Source organism: Taklimakanibacter lacteus (genome assembly GCA_003576695.1).
In the GTDB taxonomy this organism is placed as follows: domain Bacteria; phylum Pseudomonadota; class Alphaproteobacteria; order Rhizobiales; family Aestuariivirgaceae; genus Taklimakanibacter; species Taklimakanibacter lacteus.
This window is the reverse complement of record QOZQ01000001.1, coordinates 564,789-582,189: the sequence shown is the minus strand read 5'-3', so window position 1 is coordinate 582,189 and position 17,401 is coordinate 564,789. Positions and strand designations below refer to the sequence as shown.

The 17,401-nt window shown below is 59.2% G+C and carries 23 protein-coding genes; 15 read left to right on the top strand and 8 right to left on the bottom strand.

What is annotated here, in order from left to right; all coding sequences use genetic code 11:
- Nucleotides 1–3: 3 nt before the first annotated feature.
- Entirely contained in the window at nucleotides 4–471 is a 468-nt protein-coding gene (locus tag DT068_RS02670) for a hypothetical protein (RefSeq protein ID WP_119388206.1), read from the bottom strand.
- 10 nt (nucleotides 472–481) lie between these two features.
- On the bottom strand, nucleotides 482–1,498 hold the full coding sequence (locus tag DT068_RS02665) for a branched-chain amino acid ABC transporter permease (protein ID WP_119388205.1): 1,017 nt from the start codon (nucleotides 1,496–1,498) through the stop codon (nucleotides 482–484).
- A 50-nt stretch (nucleotides 1,499–1,548) separates the two neighbouring features.
- Between DT068_RS02665 and DT068_RS02660 the strand changes: the two genes are divergently transcribed.
- Nucleotides 1,549–2,058: a CGNR zinc finger domain-containing protein gene (locus DT068_RS02660; RefSeq protein WP_119388204.1), complete on the top strand. Its 510-nt coding sequence runs from the start codon at nucleotides 1,549–1,551 to the stop codon at nucleotides 2,056–2,058.
- On the opposite strand, the gene DT068_RS02655 is transcribed toward DT068_RS02660, so the two are convergent.
- Entirely contained in the window at nucleotides 2,022–2,342 is a 321-nt protein-coding gene (locus DT068_RS02655) for a response regulator transcription factor (protein WP_162913971.1), read from the bottom strand. The two genes, DT068_RS02660 and DT068_RS02655, sit on opposite strands and share 37 nt — an antisense overlap.
- Nucleotides 2,343–2,367: 25 nt before the next feature.
- On the bottom strand, nucleotides 2,368–3,003 hold the full coding sequence (locus DT068_RS02650) for a TetR/AcrR family transcriptional regulator (protein WP_119388202.1): 636 nt from the start codon (nucleotides 3,001–3,003) through the stop codon (nucleotides 2,368–2,370).
- A gap of 150 nt (nucleotides 3,004–3,153) precedes the next feature.
- On the opposite strand from DT068_RS02650, the gene DT068_RS02645 reads away from it, so the two are divergent.
- Together DT068_RS02645 and DT068_RS02640 are read left to right on the top strand one after the other, a co-directional pair.
- Nucleotides 3,154–3,462: a putative quinol monooxygenase gene (locus DT068_RS02645; protein WP_119388201.1), complete on the top strand. Its 309-nt coding sequence runs from the start codon at nucleotides 3,154–3,156 to the stop codon at nucleotides 3,460–3,462.
- 138 nt (nucleotides 3,463–3,600) lie between these two features.
- Nucleotides 3,601–4,881, top strand: a complete 1,281-nt coding sequence (locus DT068_RS02640) for a DNA methyltransferase (RefSeq protein ID WP_119388200.1) — start codon at nucleotides 3,601–3,603, stop codon at nucleotides 4,879–4,881.
- Here DT068_RS02640 and DT068_RS02635 read toward each other — a convergent pair.
- The 3 genes from DT068_RS02635 to DT068_RS02625 all read right to left on the bottom strand — a co-directional run bounded on the left by DT068_RS02635 (nucleotide 4,808) and on the right by DT068_RS02625 (nucleotide 8,124).
- Nucleotides 4,808–7,333 carry a hypothetical protein gene (locus DT068_RS02635; protein WP_119388199.1) on the bottom strand — a complete coding sequence of 842 codons (2,526 nt, stop codon included), beginning with the start codon at nucleotides 7,331–7,333 and terminating at the stop codon, nucleotides 4,808–4,810. The two genes, DT068_RS02640 and DT068_RS02635, sit on opposite strands and share 74 nt — an antisense overlap.
- Nucleotides 7,334–7,364: 31 nt before the next feature.
- Nucleotides 7,365–7,616: a hypothetical protein gene (locus tag DT068_RS02630; protein WP_119388198.1), complete on the bottom strand. Its 252-nt coding sequence runs from the start codon at nucleotides 7,614–7,616 to the stop codon at nucleotides 7,365–7,367.
- A gap of 157 nt (nucleotides 7,617–7,773) precedes the next feature.
- A complete protein-coding gene (locus DT068_RS02625) occupies nucleotides 7,774–8,124 on the bottom strand; it encodes a VOC family protein (RefSeq protein ID WP_119388197.1) in 351 nt (116 codons plus the stop codon).
- A 155-nt stretch (nucleotides 8,125–8,279) separates the two neighbouring features.
- On the opposite strand from DT068_RS02625, the gene DT068_RS02620 reads away from it, so the two are divergent.
- The 12 genes from DT068_RS02620 (at nucleotide 8,280) to DT068_RS02565 (ending at nucleotide 16,839) form a co-directional block, all read left to right on the top strand.
- Nucleotides 8,280–8,630 carry an ArsR/SmtB family transcription factor gene (locus DT068_RS02620; RefSeq protein ID WP_368904391.1) on the top strand — a complete coding sequence of 117 codons (351 nt, stop codon included), beginning with the start codon at nucleotides 8,280–8,282 and terminating at the stop codon, nucleotides 8,628–8,630.
- Nucleotides 8,614–9,075 carry an SRPBCC domain-containing protein gene (locus DT068_RS02615; RefSeq protein ID WP_119388195.1) on the top strand — a complete coding sequence of 154 codons (462 nt, stop codon included), beginning with the start codon at nucleotides 8,614–8,616 and terminating at the stop codon, nucleotides 9,073–9,075. The genes DT068_RS02620 and DT068_RS02615 overlap by 17 nt, the downstream gene beginning before the upstream one ends.
- Before the next feature lie 14 nt (nucleotides 9,076–9,089).
- Nucleotides 9,090–9,566, top strand: coding sequence for an SRPBCC domain-containing protein (locus DT068_RS02610; RefSeq protein ID WP_119388194.1), 477 nt, complete (start codon nucleotides 9,090–9,092; stop codon nucleotides 9,564–9,566).
- A gap of 31 nt (nucleotides 9,567–9,597) precedes the next feature.
- Nucleotides 9,598–10,371, top strand: a complete 774-nt coding sequence (locus tag DT068_RS02605) for a DUF899 domain-containing protein (protein ID WP_368904377.1) — start codon at nucleotides 9,598–9,600, stop codon at nucleotides 10,369–10,371.
- A gap of 156 nt (nucleotides 10,372–10,527) precedes the next feature.
- Complete coding sequence (locus DT068_RS02600) at nucleotides 10,528–11,211, top strand: DUF899 domain-containing protein (RefSeq protein ID WP_119388192.1); 684 nt, start codon at nucleotides 10,528–10,530, stop codon at nucleotides 11,209–11,211.
- Nucleotides 11,212–11,340: 129 nt separating this feature from the next.
- Nucleotides 11,341–11,757, top strand: coding sequence for a YciI family protein (locus DT068_RS02595; protein WP_119388191.1), 417 nt, complete (start codon nucleotides 11,341–11,343; stop codon nucleotides 11,755–11,757).
- A 26-nt stretch (nucleotides 11,758–11,783) separates the two neighbouring features.
- Nucleotides 11,784–12,212 (top strand): VOC family protein, encoded by a 429-nt coding sequence (locus DT068_RS02590; RefSeq protein WP_119388190.1) that lies wholly within the window; start codon nucleotides 11,784–11,786, stop codon nucleotides 12,210–12,212.
- Nucleotides 12,213–12,225: 13 nt separating this feature from the next.
- Entirely contained in the window at nucleotides 12,226–12,654 is a 429-nt protein-coding gene (locus DT068_RS02585; RefSeq protein ID WP_119388189.1) for a YciI family protein, read from the top strand.
- Nucleotides 12,655–12,757: 103 nt separating this feature from the next.
- A complete protein-coding gene (locus DT068_RS02580; RefSeq protein ID WP_119388188.1) occupies nucleotides 12,758–14,023 on the top strand; it encodes an RNA polymerase sigma factor in 1,266 nt (421 codons plus the stop codon).
- 40 nt (nucleotides 14,024–14,063) lie between these two features.
- Nucleotides 14,064–14,420 (top strand): DUF1428 domain-containing protein, encoded by a 357-nt coding sequence (locus tag DT068_RS02575; protein ID WP_119388187.1) that lies wholly within the window; start codon nucleotides 14,064–14,066, stop codon nucleotides 14,418–14,420.
- 32 nt (nucleotides 14,421–14,452) lie between these two features.
- Complete coding sequence (locus DT068_RS02570; RefSeq protein ID WP_119388186.1) at nucleotides 14,453–15,244, top strand: SDR family NAD(P)-dependent oxidoreductase; 792 nt, start codon at nucleotides 14,453–14,455, stop codon at nucleotides 15,242–15,244.
- Between the two features lie 65 nt (nucleotides 15,245–15,309).
- Nucleotides 15,310–16,839: an MFS transporter gene (locus DT068_RS02565; RefSeq protein WP_119388185.1), complete on the top strand. Its 1,530-nt coding sequence runs from the start codon at nucleotides 15,310–15,312 to the stop codon at nucleotides 16,837–16,839.
- A gap of 1 nt (nucleotide 16,840) precedes the next feature.
- Here the strand turns inward: DT068_RS02565 and DT068_RS02560 are convergent, their stop codons facing one another.
- Nucleotides 16,841–17,362 (bottom strand): winged helix-turn-helix transcriptional regulator, encoded by a 522-nt coding sequence (locus tag DT068_RS02560; RefSeq protein ID WP_119388184.1) that lies wholly within the window; start codon nucleotides 17,360–17,362, stop codon nucleotides 16,841–16,843.
- Nucleotides 17,363–17,401 lie beyond the last annotated feature (39 nt).

Below are 17,401 nucleotides of genomic sequence, written 5' to 3'. Positions count from 1 at the left end.
ACATCAGTTGAGCGTGCCGGGCTTCAGGTCGGGATTCTGCTGATAGCCGGGCCCCACCACCAGAGGCTGATTGGGCAAGGTCGACTGATCGACATCGGTGTGAAAATTCTGCTCATAGCGCGCAATTTCCTTGCCCTGGGCATCGATCAGCCGCATCACCGCCTTGTAGGGACGCTTGGCCTGGATGCCGGTCAGCAACGGTGATTTGAAGCTGTATTGCACCTGGCCCTTGACCACTTTCTCTGTGACGGTCGCCGGATCGGGGCTTCCCGGCACTTCGAATTGCGCTTCGATCACACCGCCCTCCGGCAAGGTTTTCAGCGGCCTGGCGACGAATCCGTAGAAGGCCTCGGCATTGCGGTAATTGAAGACGAAGCCGCCGCCGGCGAAGGACAGATAGGGCGCATTCGGGTCTTCGCCGCAGGCGGTGAGAAACAGGGCGAAGACCAACAGAGCCAGTTTGCGCATCATCGGGATTACCTCACGCTTCGCTGTCGCGTCGGAGACCGACGCTCAACAGCCCATCGGGTTTGATCACAAAAATCAGGATGACGATGAGGAACGCCGCCACGTCGCGATAGACGATGGGGAAATAGGCGCTCCAGATGGTTTCGACGGCGGCCAGGAAGAAGCCGCCGACAATGGCGCCACCGATCGTGCCGAAGCCGCCGATGATGGTGGCGAACAGCGCCTTGAGGCCGAGCACCAGGCCCATATAGAAGCTCACCCCGCCATAGCCGATGGCGATGATCCAGCCGGATACGGCCGCAAAGGCGGCCGCGGCCGCGGCCGTCCAGGTCAGCACGCGGCTGGTGTCGATGCCGCAGAGCTGCGCCAGAGGCAGGTTCTGTGAGCAGGCCCGCCACAGGCGCCCCGCCCGGCTCTTGGTCAGCACCAAGGTGAGGCTGGTGAGGAGCACCGCCGATATCGTCAGGATCAGGATCTGCATGCCGGTGACATGAACGATAAAGCCGTCGAAATCGACATTGACGGCTGAGTCCGCATAGATCGGCGACAGCCAGCGCTCGCGCCCGCCCGATTGCACGCGCAGGCCTTCCTGCAAGGCGATCGACGCGCCGATCGAGGCGATCATGATGGCTTGCGTCGGCGAGCGCACCAGGGGCGTGAAGAGGCCGATCTGCATGAAGGCCCCCAATGCCGCGGTCGAGGCCACGGCGATGACGAAGACCGCGGCGATGGCAAGCCCCGTCTGCCAGCTGGAGAAGAGCAGCATCAGCATCATGTAGATCGTGCCGAAGGCCCCGAAAGTGGCGACATCGCCGAAGGACAGAACGATGCGGTTGGTGATGCCGTGCAGGAGCGCATAGGCGACGGCGAGCAGGCTGTAGAGGGCGCCGACGAGGGACGCGTTCACCAGCTGCTGGATGATGTAGCCGGTGGAGCGCGTCGCGCTCTCGGCGAGAGCCGGCTCGGCGAGCGCCAGAACCGCCCCTGCCCCGGTCAGGGTGGCCAGAATCCATTTTGACGAGCTAACCATGGTTTGCTAGTGAGAATGGCTCTCCAGGCTCCTTCTGTCAATCGCAGGCGATGACCGCATTCCACTGGCACGATCATCACTTCATCAACCGCCACCCGGCGCTCGATTTCGCCAATATGGTCGTATGGCGCAACCGGCCGGAGCGGCGCGAGGATCGCGGGCAGTCGTCCGAGAATCTGAGAGGCTGGGCGAATTATGCGGGCCTCAAGCCGCCATCATCGGGCGTCGCTGAATGCACGGCCGTGCGTGAAGCGATCGATGGGTATTTCAGGTCGGGCACAGGCTGGCCGCAGCTCGTGGCGCTCTATGCCGAGACATTGAAGGACGACCGCGATCCGTTCCTGAACACCGTCCTGCACTCGGCAATCGGACTCGCTTTTTCTCCTGAAAAGCAGCGTGTGCGCGTCTGTGGCAATTGCGGCTGGCTGTTCATCGACCGCACCCGCAATGCCAATAAGCGCTGGTGCACCGCCGACATATGCGGCAGCCGCGCCAAGGCGCGGCGGTACTACGAGAAAAAACGTCAGGCCTCGCCGAGCAGCCCGCCTTCGAAAATATAGCGGCACAGCTGGGTGCGGCGCTTGAGATTGAGGCTGCGCAGCGCGGCGCTGATATGCGCCTTCACCGTCGTTTCCGAGATATCGACGAGATAGGCGATTTCCTTGTTGGCGAGGCCAAGGGCGGTGAGCTGCGCGATGAGCAACTGCTGGCCGGTGAGCCTCGTCGGCGTCGGGCGGTAGCCATAGGATCTGACATCCGCCAGCATGCTGCGCAGGCGCCGGTCCGCCTGCAGGCCGTCGAGCGCCAGAGGCAAATGATGTGTCTGCGCCAGTGGATGATCCATGATCGCCTCCTCAGTTTTCATGTCGTTATGTCCTCCCCGCGAGCGAAATGACCTTGGCCTCGGTGCGCGGCGTGCCATTCAGACAGCCGAGCACCAGTTGCTTGTGGATGGCGATGATCTCGTCGGGCGCAAGCCGGCCCTTGGGGCTGTACCAGAAGCACACGCCGGTCAGCATGGAGATGATCGCATAGGTGGCGATGCCGCTGTCGATCGGCGGGAATACCCGCTGGGCAATGCCGGCATCGAGAATCTGCTTGAGTTCGCGCTCATAGGTCCGGCGCAGAGCGACGGCGGCGCGGCGGGCATCGGGCGACAGGCTGCGCAATTCGAGATTGGCGATGACCACTTCCTTCTGGCGCTCGAAATGGTAGCGGATGTGGAAATCGACGAAATTCTCCACCCGGCTCTTCGGATCGGCATCGGTGCGGTCGATCGCATGCCAGGCGGCGAGCAGCGCCTCCATATGCTCGGCCATGATGTCGACGAGGAGCTGGTCCTTGGTGGCGATGTAGCGATAGATCGATCCGGGCTGCAGGCCGACATGCTCGGCGAGATCGCGCAAGGTCATGGCCTCGAAGCCATGCTTGGCGATGAGTTCGATGGCAGCCCTGCGAATGGCTTTTTCCGTTTCGGCGCCGACCGATCCCCGGGTCCGTGCCATTATTCCTCCCTTTGTCAGGTCTTTTGACCTCTTCTTCTGCCCGGAAGGATAGCATAGGCGAATAAACAAACAAGCGTTTGTTTCTTGAGCGCGGTGGGGGCTCGACAATTCCCGCTCGGATCAACAGGATAAGAGCAAGGAGATCAGACGATGTATGGATTGATCGGTAAGCTGCGGGCGAAACCCGGCAAGCGCGACGAGCTTCTGGCCATCTTGCTGGGCGGTATCGGGTCGATGCCGGGCTGCCTCAGTTACATCGTGGCCAGGGACCCGTCCGACGCTGATGCGCTCTGGGTCACCGAGGTCTGGGACAGCGAGACGAGTCACAAGGCGTCATTGAGCCTGCCCACGGTGCGCGAGGCGATCAACAAGGCCATGCCGATCATCGCCGGTTTCGACAGCTCCGTGGCGACCAGGCCGGTCGGCGGCATCGGCCTGCCGCATGAAGGCGCCCGTTAGGTTCCCGAAATTCCGTGCGCAGCCTTCCCAACAATCTCGACATGAGAACAAAAAAAGAACATACATATTGGAGGGGAACGGTTCTACAAATAGCGGGCATCAATTGCCCGTTAACCAAATCAGTTGGTTATAGCGATTATGATCAAAGCTGAGGGAACCAGTCTACTCTACTTGGATCGGCGCACCCAAACGCGACTGATAGCGGCTGCGCGTGAAATGCAGCCCGTCCGCGGATTGACACACGGCTATTATAAATATCCGGCGCGATTTTCTCCAATCTTCGCTCGTGCCGTCATAGAGACTTTCACGGACCCAGGTGATCTTGTACTCGACCCTCATGTTGGTGGCGGGACAACGCTCGTCGAAGCACTTGCGGCCGGTCGTGAAGCAATTGGCGTAGATATCAGCACGCTTGCTGAATTTGTTGCGAGAGTGAAGTGTATAGTCTTCTCTGAGGCCGAGTTGAAGATACTCGAGTCATGGGCGAGACGCGTGCCAGCGGCGATCGACATTCATAAATCTTCCAAAACGCTCACTCAATACGCCGAACAAGGATATTACAAGCACCTCGATCATCCATCGCGATGGCGATTGCGCAAAGGCATTGAACAAGCACTTACAAGCGCCACACGACTCGGCACTCCTCGCCTAGAAGCCTTCGGTCGCTGTGTTATCTTGCGAGCAGCCCAATGGGCATTGGACGGCAGAAGCAAGCTCACAAAAATCGAGGAGTTCCGCGGCTTCCTCAATCAAACCGCACATGAGATGTTGCGCGGTGCTCGCGAGCTTCGCGCGGCCGTCAAAGGCAGTGGACGCCGGACTGTGACAGTTATTCGCCGAAGCGCTGCCGGCCTCGAAGACGATGAGCGTCTGCAAGCTTTTCCAACGCCTCGGCTCGTAATCACTTCGCCGCCCTATCCTGGCGTGCATGTTCTGTACCATCGTTGGCAGGTAGACGGTCGCAAGGAAGCATCTTTGCCATTCATGATCGCTAATAAGCTCGACGGTGCGGGCAGCAGCTATTACACAATGGGCGACCGCAAACATCCAGACCTAAAGACGTATTTTGATAACATCAAAGCAACAATGTCCTCAGTTGCCGCGCTGTCCAACAAACGAACCATTATTGTTCAGATGCTCGCATTTTCGGAACCTGACTGGCAGCTTCCGCGCTATCTCAAAACGATGGCCGAAGCGGGTTTGCAAGAATATGTGCTATCGAATCTGGAAGGTGACCGAGACGGCAGACTATGGCGAAGCGTGCCCGGACGTCGATGGTACAGCGATCAGCGTGGTTCGACGCCAGGCTCGCAAGAAGTTGTGTTGTTTCACCGTAGAGAAAAATTCAACCGGTCGCAGCCTCAAGACCGTCGACTTGTTCTCCCTCAAAGGACAGGTCCTGCTGCCCGAGAGTTGTAAGCGAGAGCATAAAGGGAGCCAGCGCCCTACACATTAAGTCAATCCGATCTTCAATCTTCACCTGCGTGATATCGGGTGGTTGTTCACCTTTGTCCTTTTCCTGGAGAAGCAGAGACAGACCGACAAGCACGTTTCCGTAGACGAATTGATTACGAGCGGCCTCGTCTTCGAGTCGCCGCTGTTTAATCTCGTTCAGCAGCGGCGTGTTGTCCATGTTAATCTGGAAGATTGGGATCTCATTCTCTGCAGCGTCATATTTGACGCTCACCTTCATTGCCGTAAACTCATCGAACTGCAGCTTTTCCCACCTATCGCGATAGACGAGATCCATCTCTGGTATTGAGAGGTGCTGCGGACGCTCGCGATCTTTGCCATGCTGATCATTTGGCGTTTTATCTCGTCTTTTGCCCTCACCGCCCCGACGGTGCTCCGCCCATGGTCGAACTGTCACTGATATCTCATTCTTAAACGTAGCTCTCGTGTCTTCAGTCACTGCCATCATCGACAACACTTCGTCGACCGCCACACCGTCGGGTAGCGTAGCCATAACGCTTGCCATGCCACTATGGAGATTCGGTCCTACGATCGAAATTTTTCGCTCTTTGCCGGCGCTGTCGGTCCAAGAAATTGAGAACTTACCCCCCTCAATTCGGCGAGAAAAGTAGTCATCGCGCGCGTCCGTTTCGAATTGTAAGCGCATTCGGTAATTGATTGGGCAGTCACGCCTATGCAACTCACCATAGACTGTTCCCTTAACTTTGAAGAAAGTCGGATAAACCTCCCCCTTGAATGACTTCTCGTCTTGCGCTGTTGACTTAGCGTTGAACGGCGCCGTAATACGCTGCCCAAGCTGCAGTAAGGCGGTAAGATTAGGAGAACTCTTAATAAGATTCTGAAGGACATCAGCTAGTGGTTTGTCGTCCTTTACTTTGTCCGACATCATCTCCTTCTGCCGTTGATTGCGGAGCAGACGAAGGGTCTCATCGTTCCTAATCGCCTGTTCAAGGCAGTCAATCATTTCTACCTTGAAGTCATTTTCGGTTAGGCGATCACGCGAAGGCATGAAAAGATCTTCGCGAACTTCATCACTCATGTTATCGCATTCAACAAAGACCAATAAATCATCCGCCAGCGTCTTCATCTTCATCGCATCGCGACGAAAAAAATCTTTCGGCAGGGTCCCTTGTGTTTGTCCATTGCGGATGAACAATACGCCTTCACGCTTTCGATAGCGCGTAAGACCACCGAGCTTTTTCTTCTTTGACTCCTCTTCCCCATCTTCATCCTCATCCCGCGTCGACCCAGCAGGTTTAAATGCATACACAGTGGCGTAGAGTTGTTCGCCCGCGGGGGAGAAAGGTAGCGTAATTGGAAATCCCTCCTCAACGTTCGGCGTGTTGGAGAGCCGGCGACGAAGGCCACTGAGTGTAGTTTCGCGGCTACCAGCATCCAAGTACTTCCCGTTCGGGCCAGTACGAAATTCGTACAAGCGTATTGGAAGAGCGATCTCGGGAAGAAGAAGGTCTAGACGACTGAGAATACTCCGGCCACGAATGATGTTCGAGCGTTCGCCAAGGTACTTGTAGTCATAGAGCTTGATAACAGTACCATACGCGGCTTCCCTCCCATATGGACTATCTCTATCCGGGTAAATCTTCATTGTTGGTGCAGCGAACGCCAGTATTTCGCCTTTACGATCGGGATGAGCATCCCCGACGCCGACCGGGGCAAGGTACGACAGAATCGAGTTTTTGCGACCGCCTTCAGGACGCTCCCGGCGAACCACGGTAAAACCCCAGTTGCTATCGGCTTCATCAGGATCCGGACCCAGCAACTTAGGATTCCTACGACTGATGACTAGCTGTAGATTGTGGCGCCCACAAAACCGTAATGCACCAGTTCCGCCTTGATTGAACTGTCCCTGCACAAACGGAATATACATCTTGTTGCTCTTGCTGAGCGACATGATGGTAAGAGGTATCTTTCGCGGTGTCTGACCTTCACCACAGTCAGTAATTGTAAGATTCATAGTGGGCCTAGTGCCGGTTCCGCAGAGAGTGATCCCCTGCGCAATTTCCCTGATTTTTTCGTCCGACCAATCCTCGATGGCCCCGCCAGTCGCCATCTTCTTGCCGGTTCCACCTTCAAAGAAACGCGACACTGCTTCGCGAATGCTCTTTGGAGCATTAGGCCCGCGCGGATCGATACCGCGCTCTAAACACTCATTGATGAGACGAGCATCGACTGAATTGACAATCTTCTCAACAAGTGCCGCTTCGGCCAAACTCTGCTGATTGCCGCCTTGCCCCCAATTGTTTTCCAGATCGCCATAGTGGCGCCAGAGTTCTGACTTCTCCCAGAATCCTGCCTGCTTCAGCAGATCTATAACCTCATCCTCGGTCTCTGATTGAAGCAAAGCGATACAAAGGCTTCGAATTTGGCCGTTATTCATTTACACAGCCCTCCGCGCACCCAGCGCTCTATTACAATTGAAAGTCTATAGTGTCCTTGCCGCTAGTCGAGGACATACGCGCTTTCAGAGCGTCGACTTCTTTCAGAAGAGCGCGAACAATTTTCTGAACGTCAGAATCATCAAATTGATAGGCATTCTTGTTACCTAGCTTACCTATAACGCGGATCGCTTTGATTGCATTGCGAGTCCGATTTTCTGCCAATTTCACGAATTTATCGCGCTTTTGGCTTCTTGATTTTCCCTTGTCAACTGTATCAAGCATTTATGCCTCCTCTTGATATTTTATATAATAATATAGATTGCCATTTCCTTTGTAAATTACAAAAAATATGGAGTCCAGGGGAATCTAAATCCCGTAAAATATGGCAATTGCGGAGTCAGGATTTTGCTTAGTCAGCACCCTTGTATCCGGCCAAGCTTCACTCGTGGGTGAGGATATTGACGATCGCCCCGAAAGGATCGCGCACAAAGAAACGCCTGACACCCCAAGGCTCGCGCGCGAGATGATAGACGATGTCGAGGCCCGCTGATCGGGCGCTTGCATAGGCTTCATCGACATCCTCGACCTCGATCGAAAGATCGGGAACCGGCGTTCCCGAACCACCCTCGCTCATGAAGCTCACCTGCGGCCGCATTTTCGCATCCGACGCGAAGGTCACGATCCAGCCCTGGTCCATGACGACATCGAGTCCCAGGAAAGCGCCATAGAATTCACGGGCCTTTGCCGGATCCGCCGTCTTCAGATTGGGAACGATGCGCCTGATCTTCATGCTGACAACTCCTGACTGAGAAAAGTTCTATGGCTGTCTGGCCGCCGGGGCGGGCGGCAATTGCGCTCTCGTCTCTTCTATCTCCTGGACCGGCTTCTTGACAGGAAGGCCACGATCCTTTACTTAACCGATAGATTAATTAACTTAGTGGTTCAATAATGGCCGACCGCCTCAGCGCCGCTTTTTCCGCCCTTGCCGACCCGACCCGCCGGGCGATACTGGCGCGGCTCGCTTTGGGCGAGGCCTCGGTCACCGAGCTCGCCGAGCCTTTCGAGATGAGCCTGCCCGCGATCTCCAAGCACCTCAAAGTGCTGGAAAAGGCCGGCATGATCGCCCAGAGCCGCGAGAAGCAGTGGCGGCCGCGCCGTCTCGAGCCAGGCCCGCTCAAGGAGGCCGCCGACTGGCTCGAAAATTATCGCCGCTTCTGGGACGAGAGCTTCGACCGCCTCGATTCATATCTGAAGATGCTGCAGGCCAAGGGGGGCGGCGATGGCCCGCAAAGCTGAAGCACCCGCCCGCGAGCTTCATCTCTCGCGCCACTTCGATGCGCCGCGCACGCTCGTCTTCGCCCTGTGGACCGATCCCAGACACCTCGTTCATTGGTGGGGACCGCGCGGTTTCCGCACTTTGTCCTGCGAGGTCGATCTCAAGCCCGGCGGCAGCTGGCGCATTCATTCGCGCAGTCCCGACGGCATGAAATTCTCTTCTTATGGCGAGTTCCGCGAGATCGTCGTGCCGGAGCGCCTGGTCTTCACCCATGGCTTCGAGATGCCGGGCAAGTCGCCCGGCCCCCTCACTCTGGTGACGGCACTTTTCACCGAAGCAGACGGCAGGACGCTGCTCACCTTCCACCAGGGCGTCTTCGACACGATCGCCGACCGCAACGGCCATGAGGAAGGCTGGAGCAGCGCCTTCGATCTCATCGATGAATATCTACGCGATCTTGCGTGACGAAAGGAAACACCATGCCGGCTGCGAACAACACCGACATCAGGAAGGACAGGCTCGAGCTCGTCATCACGCGCGTTCTCGATGCGCCGGCGATCCTTGTCTACAAGGCCTGGACCGAGCCTGAGCATTTGGTGCGCTGGATGGGACCCAAGGGCTTCACCGCTCCTTCGGCCAAGCTCGATGTGCGGCCCGGTGGTGAATATCGCGCCTTGATCCGCTCCGCCGAAGGCAAGGACTATTGGTTCCGCGGCGTCTATCGCGAAGTCGTTGAGGCCAGGCGCCTGGTCTTCACCTTTGCCTGGGAGGAGGATGGCGAGCGCGGCCAGGAAAACCTGGTGACCATCACCTTCGCCGAGGAGAACGGCAAGACCCGCATGACCTTCACGCAGGCGCCGTTCCAGTCGGTCGAGGAGCGCGATGGCCATGAGGGTGGTTGGAGCGAGGCTTTCGACAAGCTCGGCGCCTATGTCGCCGCCGCCGGGAACATCTGATCAAACAAGTTAAGAGCGTAAGGAGATGACAATGTCCGAACATGAGATCGTCAGCCGCGAACAATGGACCATTGCCCGCAAGGCTTTCCTCACCAAGGAGAAGGAGTTCACCCGGATGCGCGACAGGCTGAGCGCCGAGCGGCGCGAATTGCCCTGGGTCCGGATCGAGAAAAACTATGGCTTCGACACGCCGGCGGGCCGAAAGAGTCTCGGCGATCTCTTCCAGGGCAACAGCCAGCTCATCGTCAAGCATTTCATGCTGGCGCCCGGCCAGGAGGAAGGCTGCGTCGGCTGTTCCTTCGAGGTCGATCATGTCGAAGGCGCGCTCACGCATTTGCGCCATCACGACATCGCCTTTGTCGCGGTGGCCCGCGCACCCATCGGCGAGATCGAAGCCTATCGCCGGCGCATGGGATGGGAATTCCCCTTCGTGTCCTCCTTCGGCAGCGACTTCAATTATGATTTCAACGTGTCCTTCACGCCGCAGCAGATGGCCGACGGCGAGACCACCTATAATTATGAGCAGACCGAAGTCGGCATCGAGGATCTTTCAGGAATAAGCGTCTTCTATAAGGACAACAATGGCGAGATCTTCCACACCTATTCCACCTTCGGCCGCGGCGGCGAGGAAATCCTGGGCTCCTATATGTTCCTCGACATGACGCCAAAGGGCCGCAACGAGCATGGTCCCAATTTCAATCTCACCGATTGGGTCAGGCTGCATGACCGCTACGATCATGACGGCCATGTCAACCGGCTGGGACGCTTCGTGCCCGGCTCCAAAGCCGAAAACTGTTGCAGCTGATCTTTTGCCGTTTGACATCTTTGAATAAGGTTGATATCAACATATTTGTCCGGACGGTAAAATTCGCGATCGGGGGACGCATCGCGGAAATAGCAAGTTGGGAATGCTTGGCCCTGCCGGCATTGCGCCACTAACCGGGAACAAGGAGTACTCTCGATGACTGAGACGACCGCGACCTTGCCGAAAATCGCCTCACGCGCCGAATGGCTCATGGCCCGAAAAGGACTTCTCGAGAAGGAGAAGCGCCTGATGCACGAGCGCGACGCGCTCAATGCCGAACGCCGGCAGCTGCCGATGGTGAGGATCGAGAAGGACTATGTGTTCGAAGGTCCCGATGGCCAGGTGAAGCTCGCCGATCTCTTTGCCGGCCGCCGCCAGCTCATCGTCTATCACTTCATGTTCGACCCGGCCTGGGAGAAGGCCTGTGCCGGCTGCACCGGTTTCGTCAACGACATCCCCGATGTGAAGGATCTCCACGAGCGCGATACGTCGCTCGCCATCATATCCCGTGCCCCGCAGGCGAAGCTCTCCGCCTACCGCAAGGCCATGGGCTGGGACCTGCCGCTCTATTCATCCTTCGGCAGCGACTTCAACTATGATTTCCATGTCACCTCGGACGAGAAGGTGGCGCCGGCCGAATACAACTATCGCCCCCGCGCCGAGCACCTGAAAAATGGCGAGCCATGGTTCGCCGATGGCGAGCATCACGGCGTCAGCGTTTTCCTCAAGGATGGCGATCAGCTGTTCCACACCTATTCGACCTATGCCCGCGGCGTCGAACCTTTGGTGCCGGTTCTGCATTATCTCGATCTGACACCCTTGGGCCGGCAAGGGGCCTGAGACCCGGACTGCCGCCACGGCAGAAATAAATACAAAAAAAGATTGAGGGCCATGTCGATTTCGCCAAGCCTCATTCGTCGTCGGGATAGAGCCCCAGAAACGGCTCCCAACCCGACAGGAGACTGAAGAATGCGTTTCATGATCATCGTCAAGGCATCGAGGGACTCGGAAGCGGGCCGCATGCCCGAGGAAAGCCTGCTCGCCACCATGGCGACCTTCCATGAGGAGCTGGCCAGTGCGGGCGTCCTGCTCGATGCCAATGGCCTGCAGCCCAGCTCAGAGGGCTTCCGCATCAGATATGAAGGCGGCAAACGCCGGGTCATCGATGGCCCCTTCGCCGAGACCAAGGAGCTCATTGCCGGCTACACCATCATCCAGGTGAAATCGCGCGAGGAAGCGCTCGAATGGGCGCGCCGCTTCCCCAATCCCCATAATGAGGACGGCGAGATCGAAATCCGCCAACTATTCGAGCTTGAGGATTTCACTCAAGGCGAGGCGATCAACCGCTTCCGCGAAATGGAAGTGGGCAGCGGCAAGAGACAATAAGCTTTAGCAACCAGAGGAGAACGACCATGCAAGTCCAACCCTATCTGTCTTTCGAGGGTCGCGCCGAAGAAGCGCTTGATTTCTACACCAGGGCGATCGGCGCCAAGGTCGGCACCAAGATGCATTTCAAGGATGCCCCACCCATGGAAGGCTCCGGCGAAGGCTGTGCCGGCATGACCCCACCCGCCGACAAGATCATGCATTCGGAATTCAAGGTCGGCGATTCGCTGATCATGGCGAGCGACGGCATGTGCTCGGGCAAGACCAATTTCGCCGGCGTTTCCCTGGCGCTCCAGGTCAAGGACGATGCCGAAGCGAAAAAGGTATTTGACGCCCTCGCCAAGGACGGCCAGGTCCAGCAGCCGCTGATCAAGACCTTCTTCGCGACGAGCTTCGGCATGGTCGCCGACAAGTTCGGCGTGGGCTGGATGGTCGTCACCGCCGGAACACCGTAACGGAGTGCGTGAAATGAAAGTGATGGTAATCGTCAAGGCCACCAGGGATACGGAAGCGGGCGTCATGCCCTCGACCGAGCTCCTGGCCGCGATGGGCAACTACAATGAGGAACTGGTCAAGGCCGGCATCATGCTGGGCGGTGACGGCCTGCATCCGAGTAGCAAAGGCAAGCGGGTGGAGTTCACCGGCAAGGCGCCGAAGGTGATCGATGGTCCCTTCGCCGAGACCAAGGAGCTCATCGCCGGCTACTGGATCTGGAAGGTGAGATCGATGGACGAGGCCCTCGACTGGGTCAAGCGCTGCCCGATGCTGGACGGCGACGTGATCGAGATCCGCCAGGTCTTCGAAGCGGAGGATTTCGGCGAAGCCTTCACGCCCGAGCTCCGCGCGCAGGAAGAACGCGTCTGGGCAGAAGCCCAGAAGCTTGCCCGGAAATCGTAAGCGAACCCGGCCCACGAGCCTGCTCGTGGGCCCAACCGGATGCGGATAGTGATGCGGCAGATGATCTTGCGGCGAAGAAGCGAAGATGGTGTGATCGGACATCATGACCATGTCCGAAGCTCATCGCGCGATCGACGCCATATGGAGGATCGAGCAGGCGAAGCTCATCGCTGCCCTGACCCGCTTCACCCGCGACATCGGCCAGGCCGAGGAATTGGCGCAGGAAGCCTTGCTGACGGCGCTCGAGCAATGGCCGAAGGCCGGCATACCGGATCGGCCGGGCGCCTGGCTCATGACGGCGGCGAGAAATCGCGCCATCGACCGGATGCGCAAGGCGAAACTCGCTTCGACCAAACATGCCGAGATCGGCCGCGAACGCGACGCCGACCAGGAGGAGGCGCTCCAGGAGCTGGAAGATGCGCTCGACGATCCGGTAGGCGACGATCTCCTGCGCCTCATCTTCATCTCCTGCCATCCGGCGCTCTCGACCGAAGCGCGCACCGCCTTGACCCTGCGCCTGATCGGCGGATTGACCACCGAGGAAATCGCCCGGGCATTTCTGCAGACCGAGCCTGCCATTGCGCAGCGCATCGTGCGCGCCAAGCGCACGCTGGCGGAGAGGAAGGTTCCCTTCGAGCTGCCGCGCGGGCCGGAGCTCATCGCCCGCCTTGCCTCGGTTCTCGAGGTCATCTATCTCATCTTCAACGAAGGCTATTCGGCGACCAAGGGCGACGACTGGATGCGTCCGCAGCTTTGCGAGGAGGCGCTGCGCCTCGGCCGCATCCTGGCCGGGCTGGCACCTCAGGAAGCGGAAGTGCATGGCCTCGTGGCGCTGATGGAGATCCAGGCCTCGCGCACCGAAGCGCGTATCAATGCCGAGGGCGAGCCCATCCTGCTGCTCGACCAGAACCGGGCCCTGTGGGACCAGTTGCTGATCAGGCGCGGCCTTGCCGCTTTGGCGCGTGCCGAGAAGCTCACCCCTTCACCTGGCCGTTATGTGCTGCAGGCGGCGATTGCCGCGTGCCATGCGCGGGCGACCACGGCGGAAGCAACCGACTGGTCGCGCATCGCCCGACTCTACGATGTGCTGGCAGCCCTCGAAGCGTCCCCCGTCGTGGAACTCAATCGCGCCGTGGCGCATTCCATGAAAAGCGGCCCGCAGGCAGGTCTCGATCTCACCGATGCCCTGATCGGGGAGGAAGCGCTCAAGGCCTATTATCTCTTGCCGAGCGTGCGCGGCGATTTCCTCGTCAAGCTCGGCCGGCTCAGCGAAGCGGAAGCGGAGTTCCGCCGCGCCGCGTCGCTCCCCCGGAATGCTCGCGAGCGCGCTTTGCTGCTCGCCCGCGCCGAGGCCTGCCGGTCGCCCTGACCTGGCTGGTCCACAAATCTGAAATCCAAGGAGAGTGAACATGGCTTATGTCGATGGTTTCATTGTTGCGGTGCCCAAGAAGAAGCTGGGCGATTATCGCAAGCTGGCCAGGCTCGCCGGCAAGGTGTGGCGCGAGCATGGCGCGATCGATTACAAGGAATGCATCGCCGATGACGTGCCGATGGGCAAGCTCACGTCCTTCCCGAGAAGCGTGAAGCAGAAGCCGAGCGAGACGGTGATCTTCGCCTGGATTACCTACAAATCCAAGGCCGAGCGCAACCGCATCAACAAGAAGGTGATGGCGGATCCGCGCCTTTCCGGAATGGATCCGAAGAAGATGCCTTTCGATGCCAAGCGCATGATCTATGGCGGCTTCAAGGTCATCGTCGCGGCATGATCTACGACAGGGTTTAACGACAGGAGTATCCGATGCTCGCGGACAAGACCGCCATCATCTATGGCGGGGGTGGAGCTGTTGGCGGCGCTGTAGCGCGCGCCTTTGCCCGGGAAGGTGCGAAGGTCTTCCTGGCCGGGCGCACCTTGAGCAAGCTCGTCAAGGTCGCGACCGACATTTCAGCCGAGGGCGGTGATGTCGAGATCACAGAGATCGACGCTTTCGACGAGGAAGCGGTAAAGGCCCATGCCGACATGGTGGCGGCCAGGACAGGCGGCATCGATATCGCGCTCAACGCGATCGGCCTTGTCCATGTCCAGGGCACATCCTTTGTCGATCTCACTCTCGACGACTATGCGTTCCCGATCATCGCCTATGCGCAAGCTCATTTCATCACCGCCAAGGCGGTCGCCTTCCATATGGCGAAGCGCAGCCGGGGCGTGATCCTTACCTTGTCGACGCCCGGCGGCTACCTGCCCGGCACCGGCTATCTGGGCTTCGGCGTCGCCTGTGCTGCGATCGAAGGCTTCTCGCGGCTGCTCGCTTGCGAGCTGGCGCCTTCCGGCATTCGGGTCATCTGCCTGCGCCCGCATGCACTGCCCGAAGCGCTGGCGCTCGGATCGCATGGCCGCCAGGTGTTCCAGCCCATGGCCGATCGCGCCGGCATCACCGTGGACGAGATGCTGGCAGGTCCGGCGCAGACTTTGCTGAAGCGCTATCCGACCCTTGCCGAAGTGGCCGAGACCGCAGCCTTCATGGCTTCCGACAAGGCCGGCGCCATGACCGGCACGGTGGCCAATCTCACTTGCGGGACATTGCTCGACTGACGCTGCTGACACCGTTGCGGCACATAATAATATAAAGTGCCGCGCATAGCTGATGGGAAGAAACCATGTCGACCTCCGATGTGCCGCAAAAGGCCGGCACCCGCGAATGGATCGGGCTCGCCGTCATCGCACTGCCCTGTCTCCTCTATTCGATGGATCTGACGGTGCTCAATCTGGCGGTGCCGAAATTGAGCGAGGATCTGAAACCCAGCGCATCCCAGCTTCTGTGGATCGTCGACATCTACGGCTTCTTCGTCGCGGGCTCGCTCATCATCATGGGCAATCTCGGCGATCGTATCGGCCGGCGCAAATTGCTGATGATCGGCGCTCTGGCCTTTGGCGCAGCTTCGGTCTTCGCCGCTTTTGCCGCGAGCGCGCCGATGCTGATCCTGGCGCGCGCCGTTCTCGGCATTGCCGGCGCGACGCTTGCACCCTCGACGCTCTCGCTCATCCGCAACATGTTCCATGACCCGCATGAGCGCACCACCGCCATCGGCATGTGGATCGCGAGCTTCTCGATCGGCGGCGCCATCGGGCCCCTTGTCGGCGGCCTGCTGCTCGAGCATTTCTGGTGGGGCTCGGTCTTCCTGGTGAATGTGCCGATCATGCTGCTGCTGCTCGCAGTGGCGCCGGCACTGCTGCCGGAATTCCGCGATCCCGGCGCGACGCGCCTCGACATTGCGAGTGCCGCCCTCTCCCTCATCGCCGTGCTGGCCCTGATCTATGGCCTGAAGCAGTTTGCCGAATATGGCATGGGATGGCGGCCCATCCTGTCCGCTTTGCTCGGCATCGCTGTCGCGACAATCTTTGCGCGCCGGCAGCTTCATCTCGCCGATCCGCTGATCGACCTGTCGCTGTTCAGGAAGCCCGCTTTCAGCATTTCTCTCGCCGTCTACATGCTGGGCGTGCTCGTCGCCTTCGGCTTCTTCCTGTTCATCTCGCAATATCTGCAGCTTGTCCTCGGCATGCGGCCGCTGCAGGCGGGGTTGTGGATGATGCCATCCGGTCTCGCTTTCGTGGCAGGCTCGATGCTGGCGCCTCGGATCGTGCGCAAGGTCCGGCCGGTCTATGTGATGGCGGGCGGCCTCGCCATCGCAGCGCTTGCCTGCCTGCTCCTCACCCAGATCGGCAGCACCCATGGCCTGGCCGTGCTGGTGTCGGGCTTCGTCCTCCTGTCACTGGGCCTGGCGCCGGTTTTCACGCTGGCGACCGACTTCGTGGTGACTTCGGCACCACCGGAACGCGCCGGCGCCGCCGCGGCAATTTCGGAAACGAGTGCCGAATTCGGCGGCGCGCTCGGTATCGCTCTGCTCGGCAGCATCATGACGGCGATCTATCGCACCTCCATGAGCTCAGCCGTCCCGGCCGATCTTCCCTCCGATGCCGCAGAAGCGGCGCAAAGCACGCTGGGCGGCGCCGTCGCCGTGGCTGCCGAATTGCCGGCGGATGTCGCGAGCGTCCTTCTCACGACCGCGCGCGAGGCCTTCACCGCCGCCCTCGTGACGACATCGGTGGTCTGCACGGCGATCGCGCTTTTCGCGGCACTCCTGGCGATGTTCATGCTGCGGCGAGTTCAAACCGCGGCACAACACTAGTCTAGCCCGCGGCGGCCGTCTTTTGGCGCGCGACGACCTCTTCATAGGCGGCCTGCAGCCTTGCCCCGACCGAGGGACGCCCGGCAGGACGCTTCTTGAGGGGAATGCCCAGATGCCTTTCGCGCAATTCGTCCATGAACTCGGCCCACAATCTGGGTCCGCCTTCTTCGAGGAGCTGTGCTCTTATCGCGAGCTCCTCGCTGACCGGCATATATTTGCGTCCCCACATCGCCATTTGCGCCAGCACCGGCAGAAGCTCGATGCCCTTCTCGGTGAGGCTGTAGAGCGCCTTCTGCTTGTGGCTTGGATCATCGCTCTTGGTCAGCACGCCTTCCTCCAGCAGCTTCTTCAGCCGGTCGGCCAGGATGTTGGAGGCGATGCCTTCCAAAGACTGGGTGAGGAGCTCCCGGAAATGCCGCTTATTGCCGAAGATGATGTCGCGGATGATGAGCAGGCTCCATTTGTCGCCCAGCACTTCAAGGGTGAGATTGATCGGGCAGCCCGAGCGATGCGCATCGTTCATCAGATGAATTTCTCCAGAAACCGCTTGCATTATCGCATC

Coding starts and splice junctions, on each gene's coding strand:
- DT068_RS02640 (WP_119388200.1), top strand. CDS start 3,601: ATGATCAAAGCTGAGGGAACCAGTCTACTCTACTTGGATCGGCGCACC.
- DT068_RS02665 (WP_119388205.1), bottom strand. CDS start 1,498: ATGGTTAGCTCGTCAAAATGGATTCTGGCCACCCTGACCGGGGCAGGG.
- DT068_RS02590 (WP_119388190.1), top strand. CDS start 11,784: ATGCAAGTCCAACCCTATCTGTCTTTCGAGGGTCGCGCCGAAGAAGCG.
- DT068_RS02560 (WP_119388184.1), bottom strand. CDS start 17,362: ATGAACGATGCGCATCGCTCGGGCTGCCCGATCAATCTCACCCTTGAA.
- DT068_RS02570 (WP_119388186.1), top strand. CDS start 14,453: ATGCTCGCGGACAAGACCGCCATCATCTATGGCGGGGGTGGAGCTGTT.
- DT068_RS02655 (WP_162913971.1), bottom strand. CDS start 2,342: ATGGATCATCCACTGGCGCAGACACATCATTTGCCTCTGGCGCTCGAC.
- DT068_RS02580 (WP_119388188.1), top strand. CDS start 12,758: ATGACCATGTCCGAAGCTCATCGCGCGATCGACGCCATATGGAGGATC.
- DT068_RS02595 (WP_119388191.1), top strand. CDS start 11,341: ATGCGTTTCATGATCATCGTCAAGGCATCGAGGGACTCGGAAGCGGGC.
- DT068_RS02645 (WP_119388201.1), top strand. CDS start 3,154: ATGTATGGATTGATCGGTAAGCTGCGGGCGAAACCCGGCAAGCGCGAC.
- DT068_RS02615 (WP_119388195.1), top strand. CDS start 8,614: ATGGCCCGCAAAGCTGAAGCACCCGCCCGCGAGCTTCATCTCTCGCGC.
- DT068_RS02600 (WP_119388192.1), top strand. CDS start 10,528: ATGACTGAGACGACCGCGACCTTGCCGAAAATCGCCTCACGCGCCGAA.
- DT068_RS02605 (WP_368904377.1), top strand. CDS start 9,598: ATGTCCGAACATGAGATCGTCAGCCGCGAACAATGGACCATTGCCCGC.
- DT068_RS02565 (WP_119388185.1), top strand. CDS start 15,310: ATGTCGACCTCCGATGTGCCGCAAAAGGCCGGCACCCGCGAATGGATC.
- DT068_RS02625 (WP_119388197.1), bottom strand. CDS start 8,124: ATGAAGATCAGGCGCATCGTTCCCAATCTGAAGACGGCGGATCCGGCA.
- DT068_RS02585 (WP_119388189.1), top strand. CDS start 12,226: ATGAAAGTGATGGTAATCGTCAAGGCCACCAGGGATACGGAAGCGGGC.
- DT068_RS02610 (WP_119388194.1), top strand. CDS start 9,090: ATGCCGGCTGCGAACAACACCGACATCAGGAAGGACAGGCTCGAGCTC.
- DT068_RS02660 (WP_119388204.1), top strand. CDS start 1,549: ATGACCGCATTCCACTGGCACGATCATCACTTCATCAACCGCCACCCG.
- DT068_RS02630 (WP_119388198.1), bottom strand. CDS start 7,616: ATGCTTGATACAGTTGACAAGGGAAAATCAAGAAGCCAAAAGCGCGAT.
- DT068_RS02650 (WP_119388202.1), bottom strand. CDS start 3,003: ATGGCACGGACCCGGGGATCGGTCGGCGCCGAAACGGAAAAAGCCATT.
- DT068_RS02575 (WP_119388187.1), top strand. CDS start 14,064: ATGGCTTATGTCGATGGTTTCATTGTTGCGGTGCCCAAGAAGAAGCTG.
- DT068_RS02635 (WP_119388199.1), bottom strand. CDS start 7,333: ATGAATAACGGCCAAATTCGAAGCCTTTGTATCGCTTTGCTTCAATCA.
- DT068_RS02670 (WP_119388206.1), bottom strand. CDS start 471: ATGATGCGCAAACTGGCTCTGTTGGTCTTCGCCCTGTTTCTCACCGCC.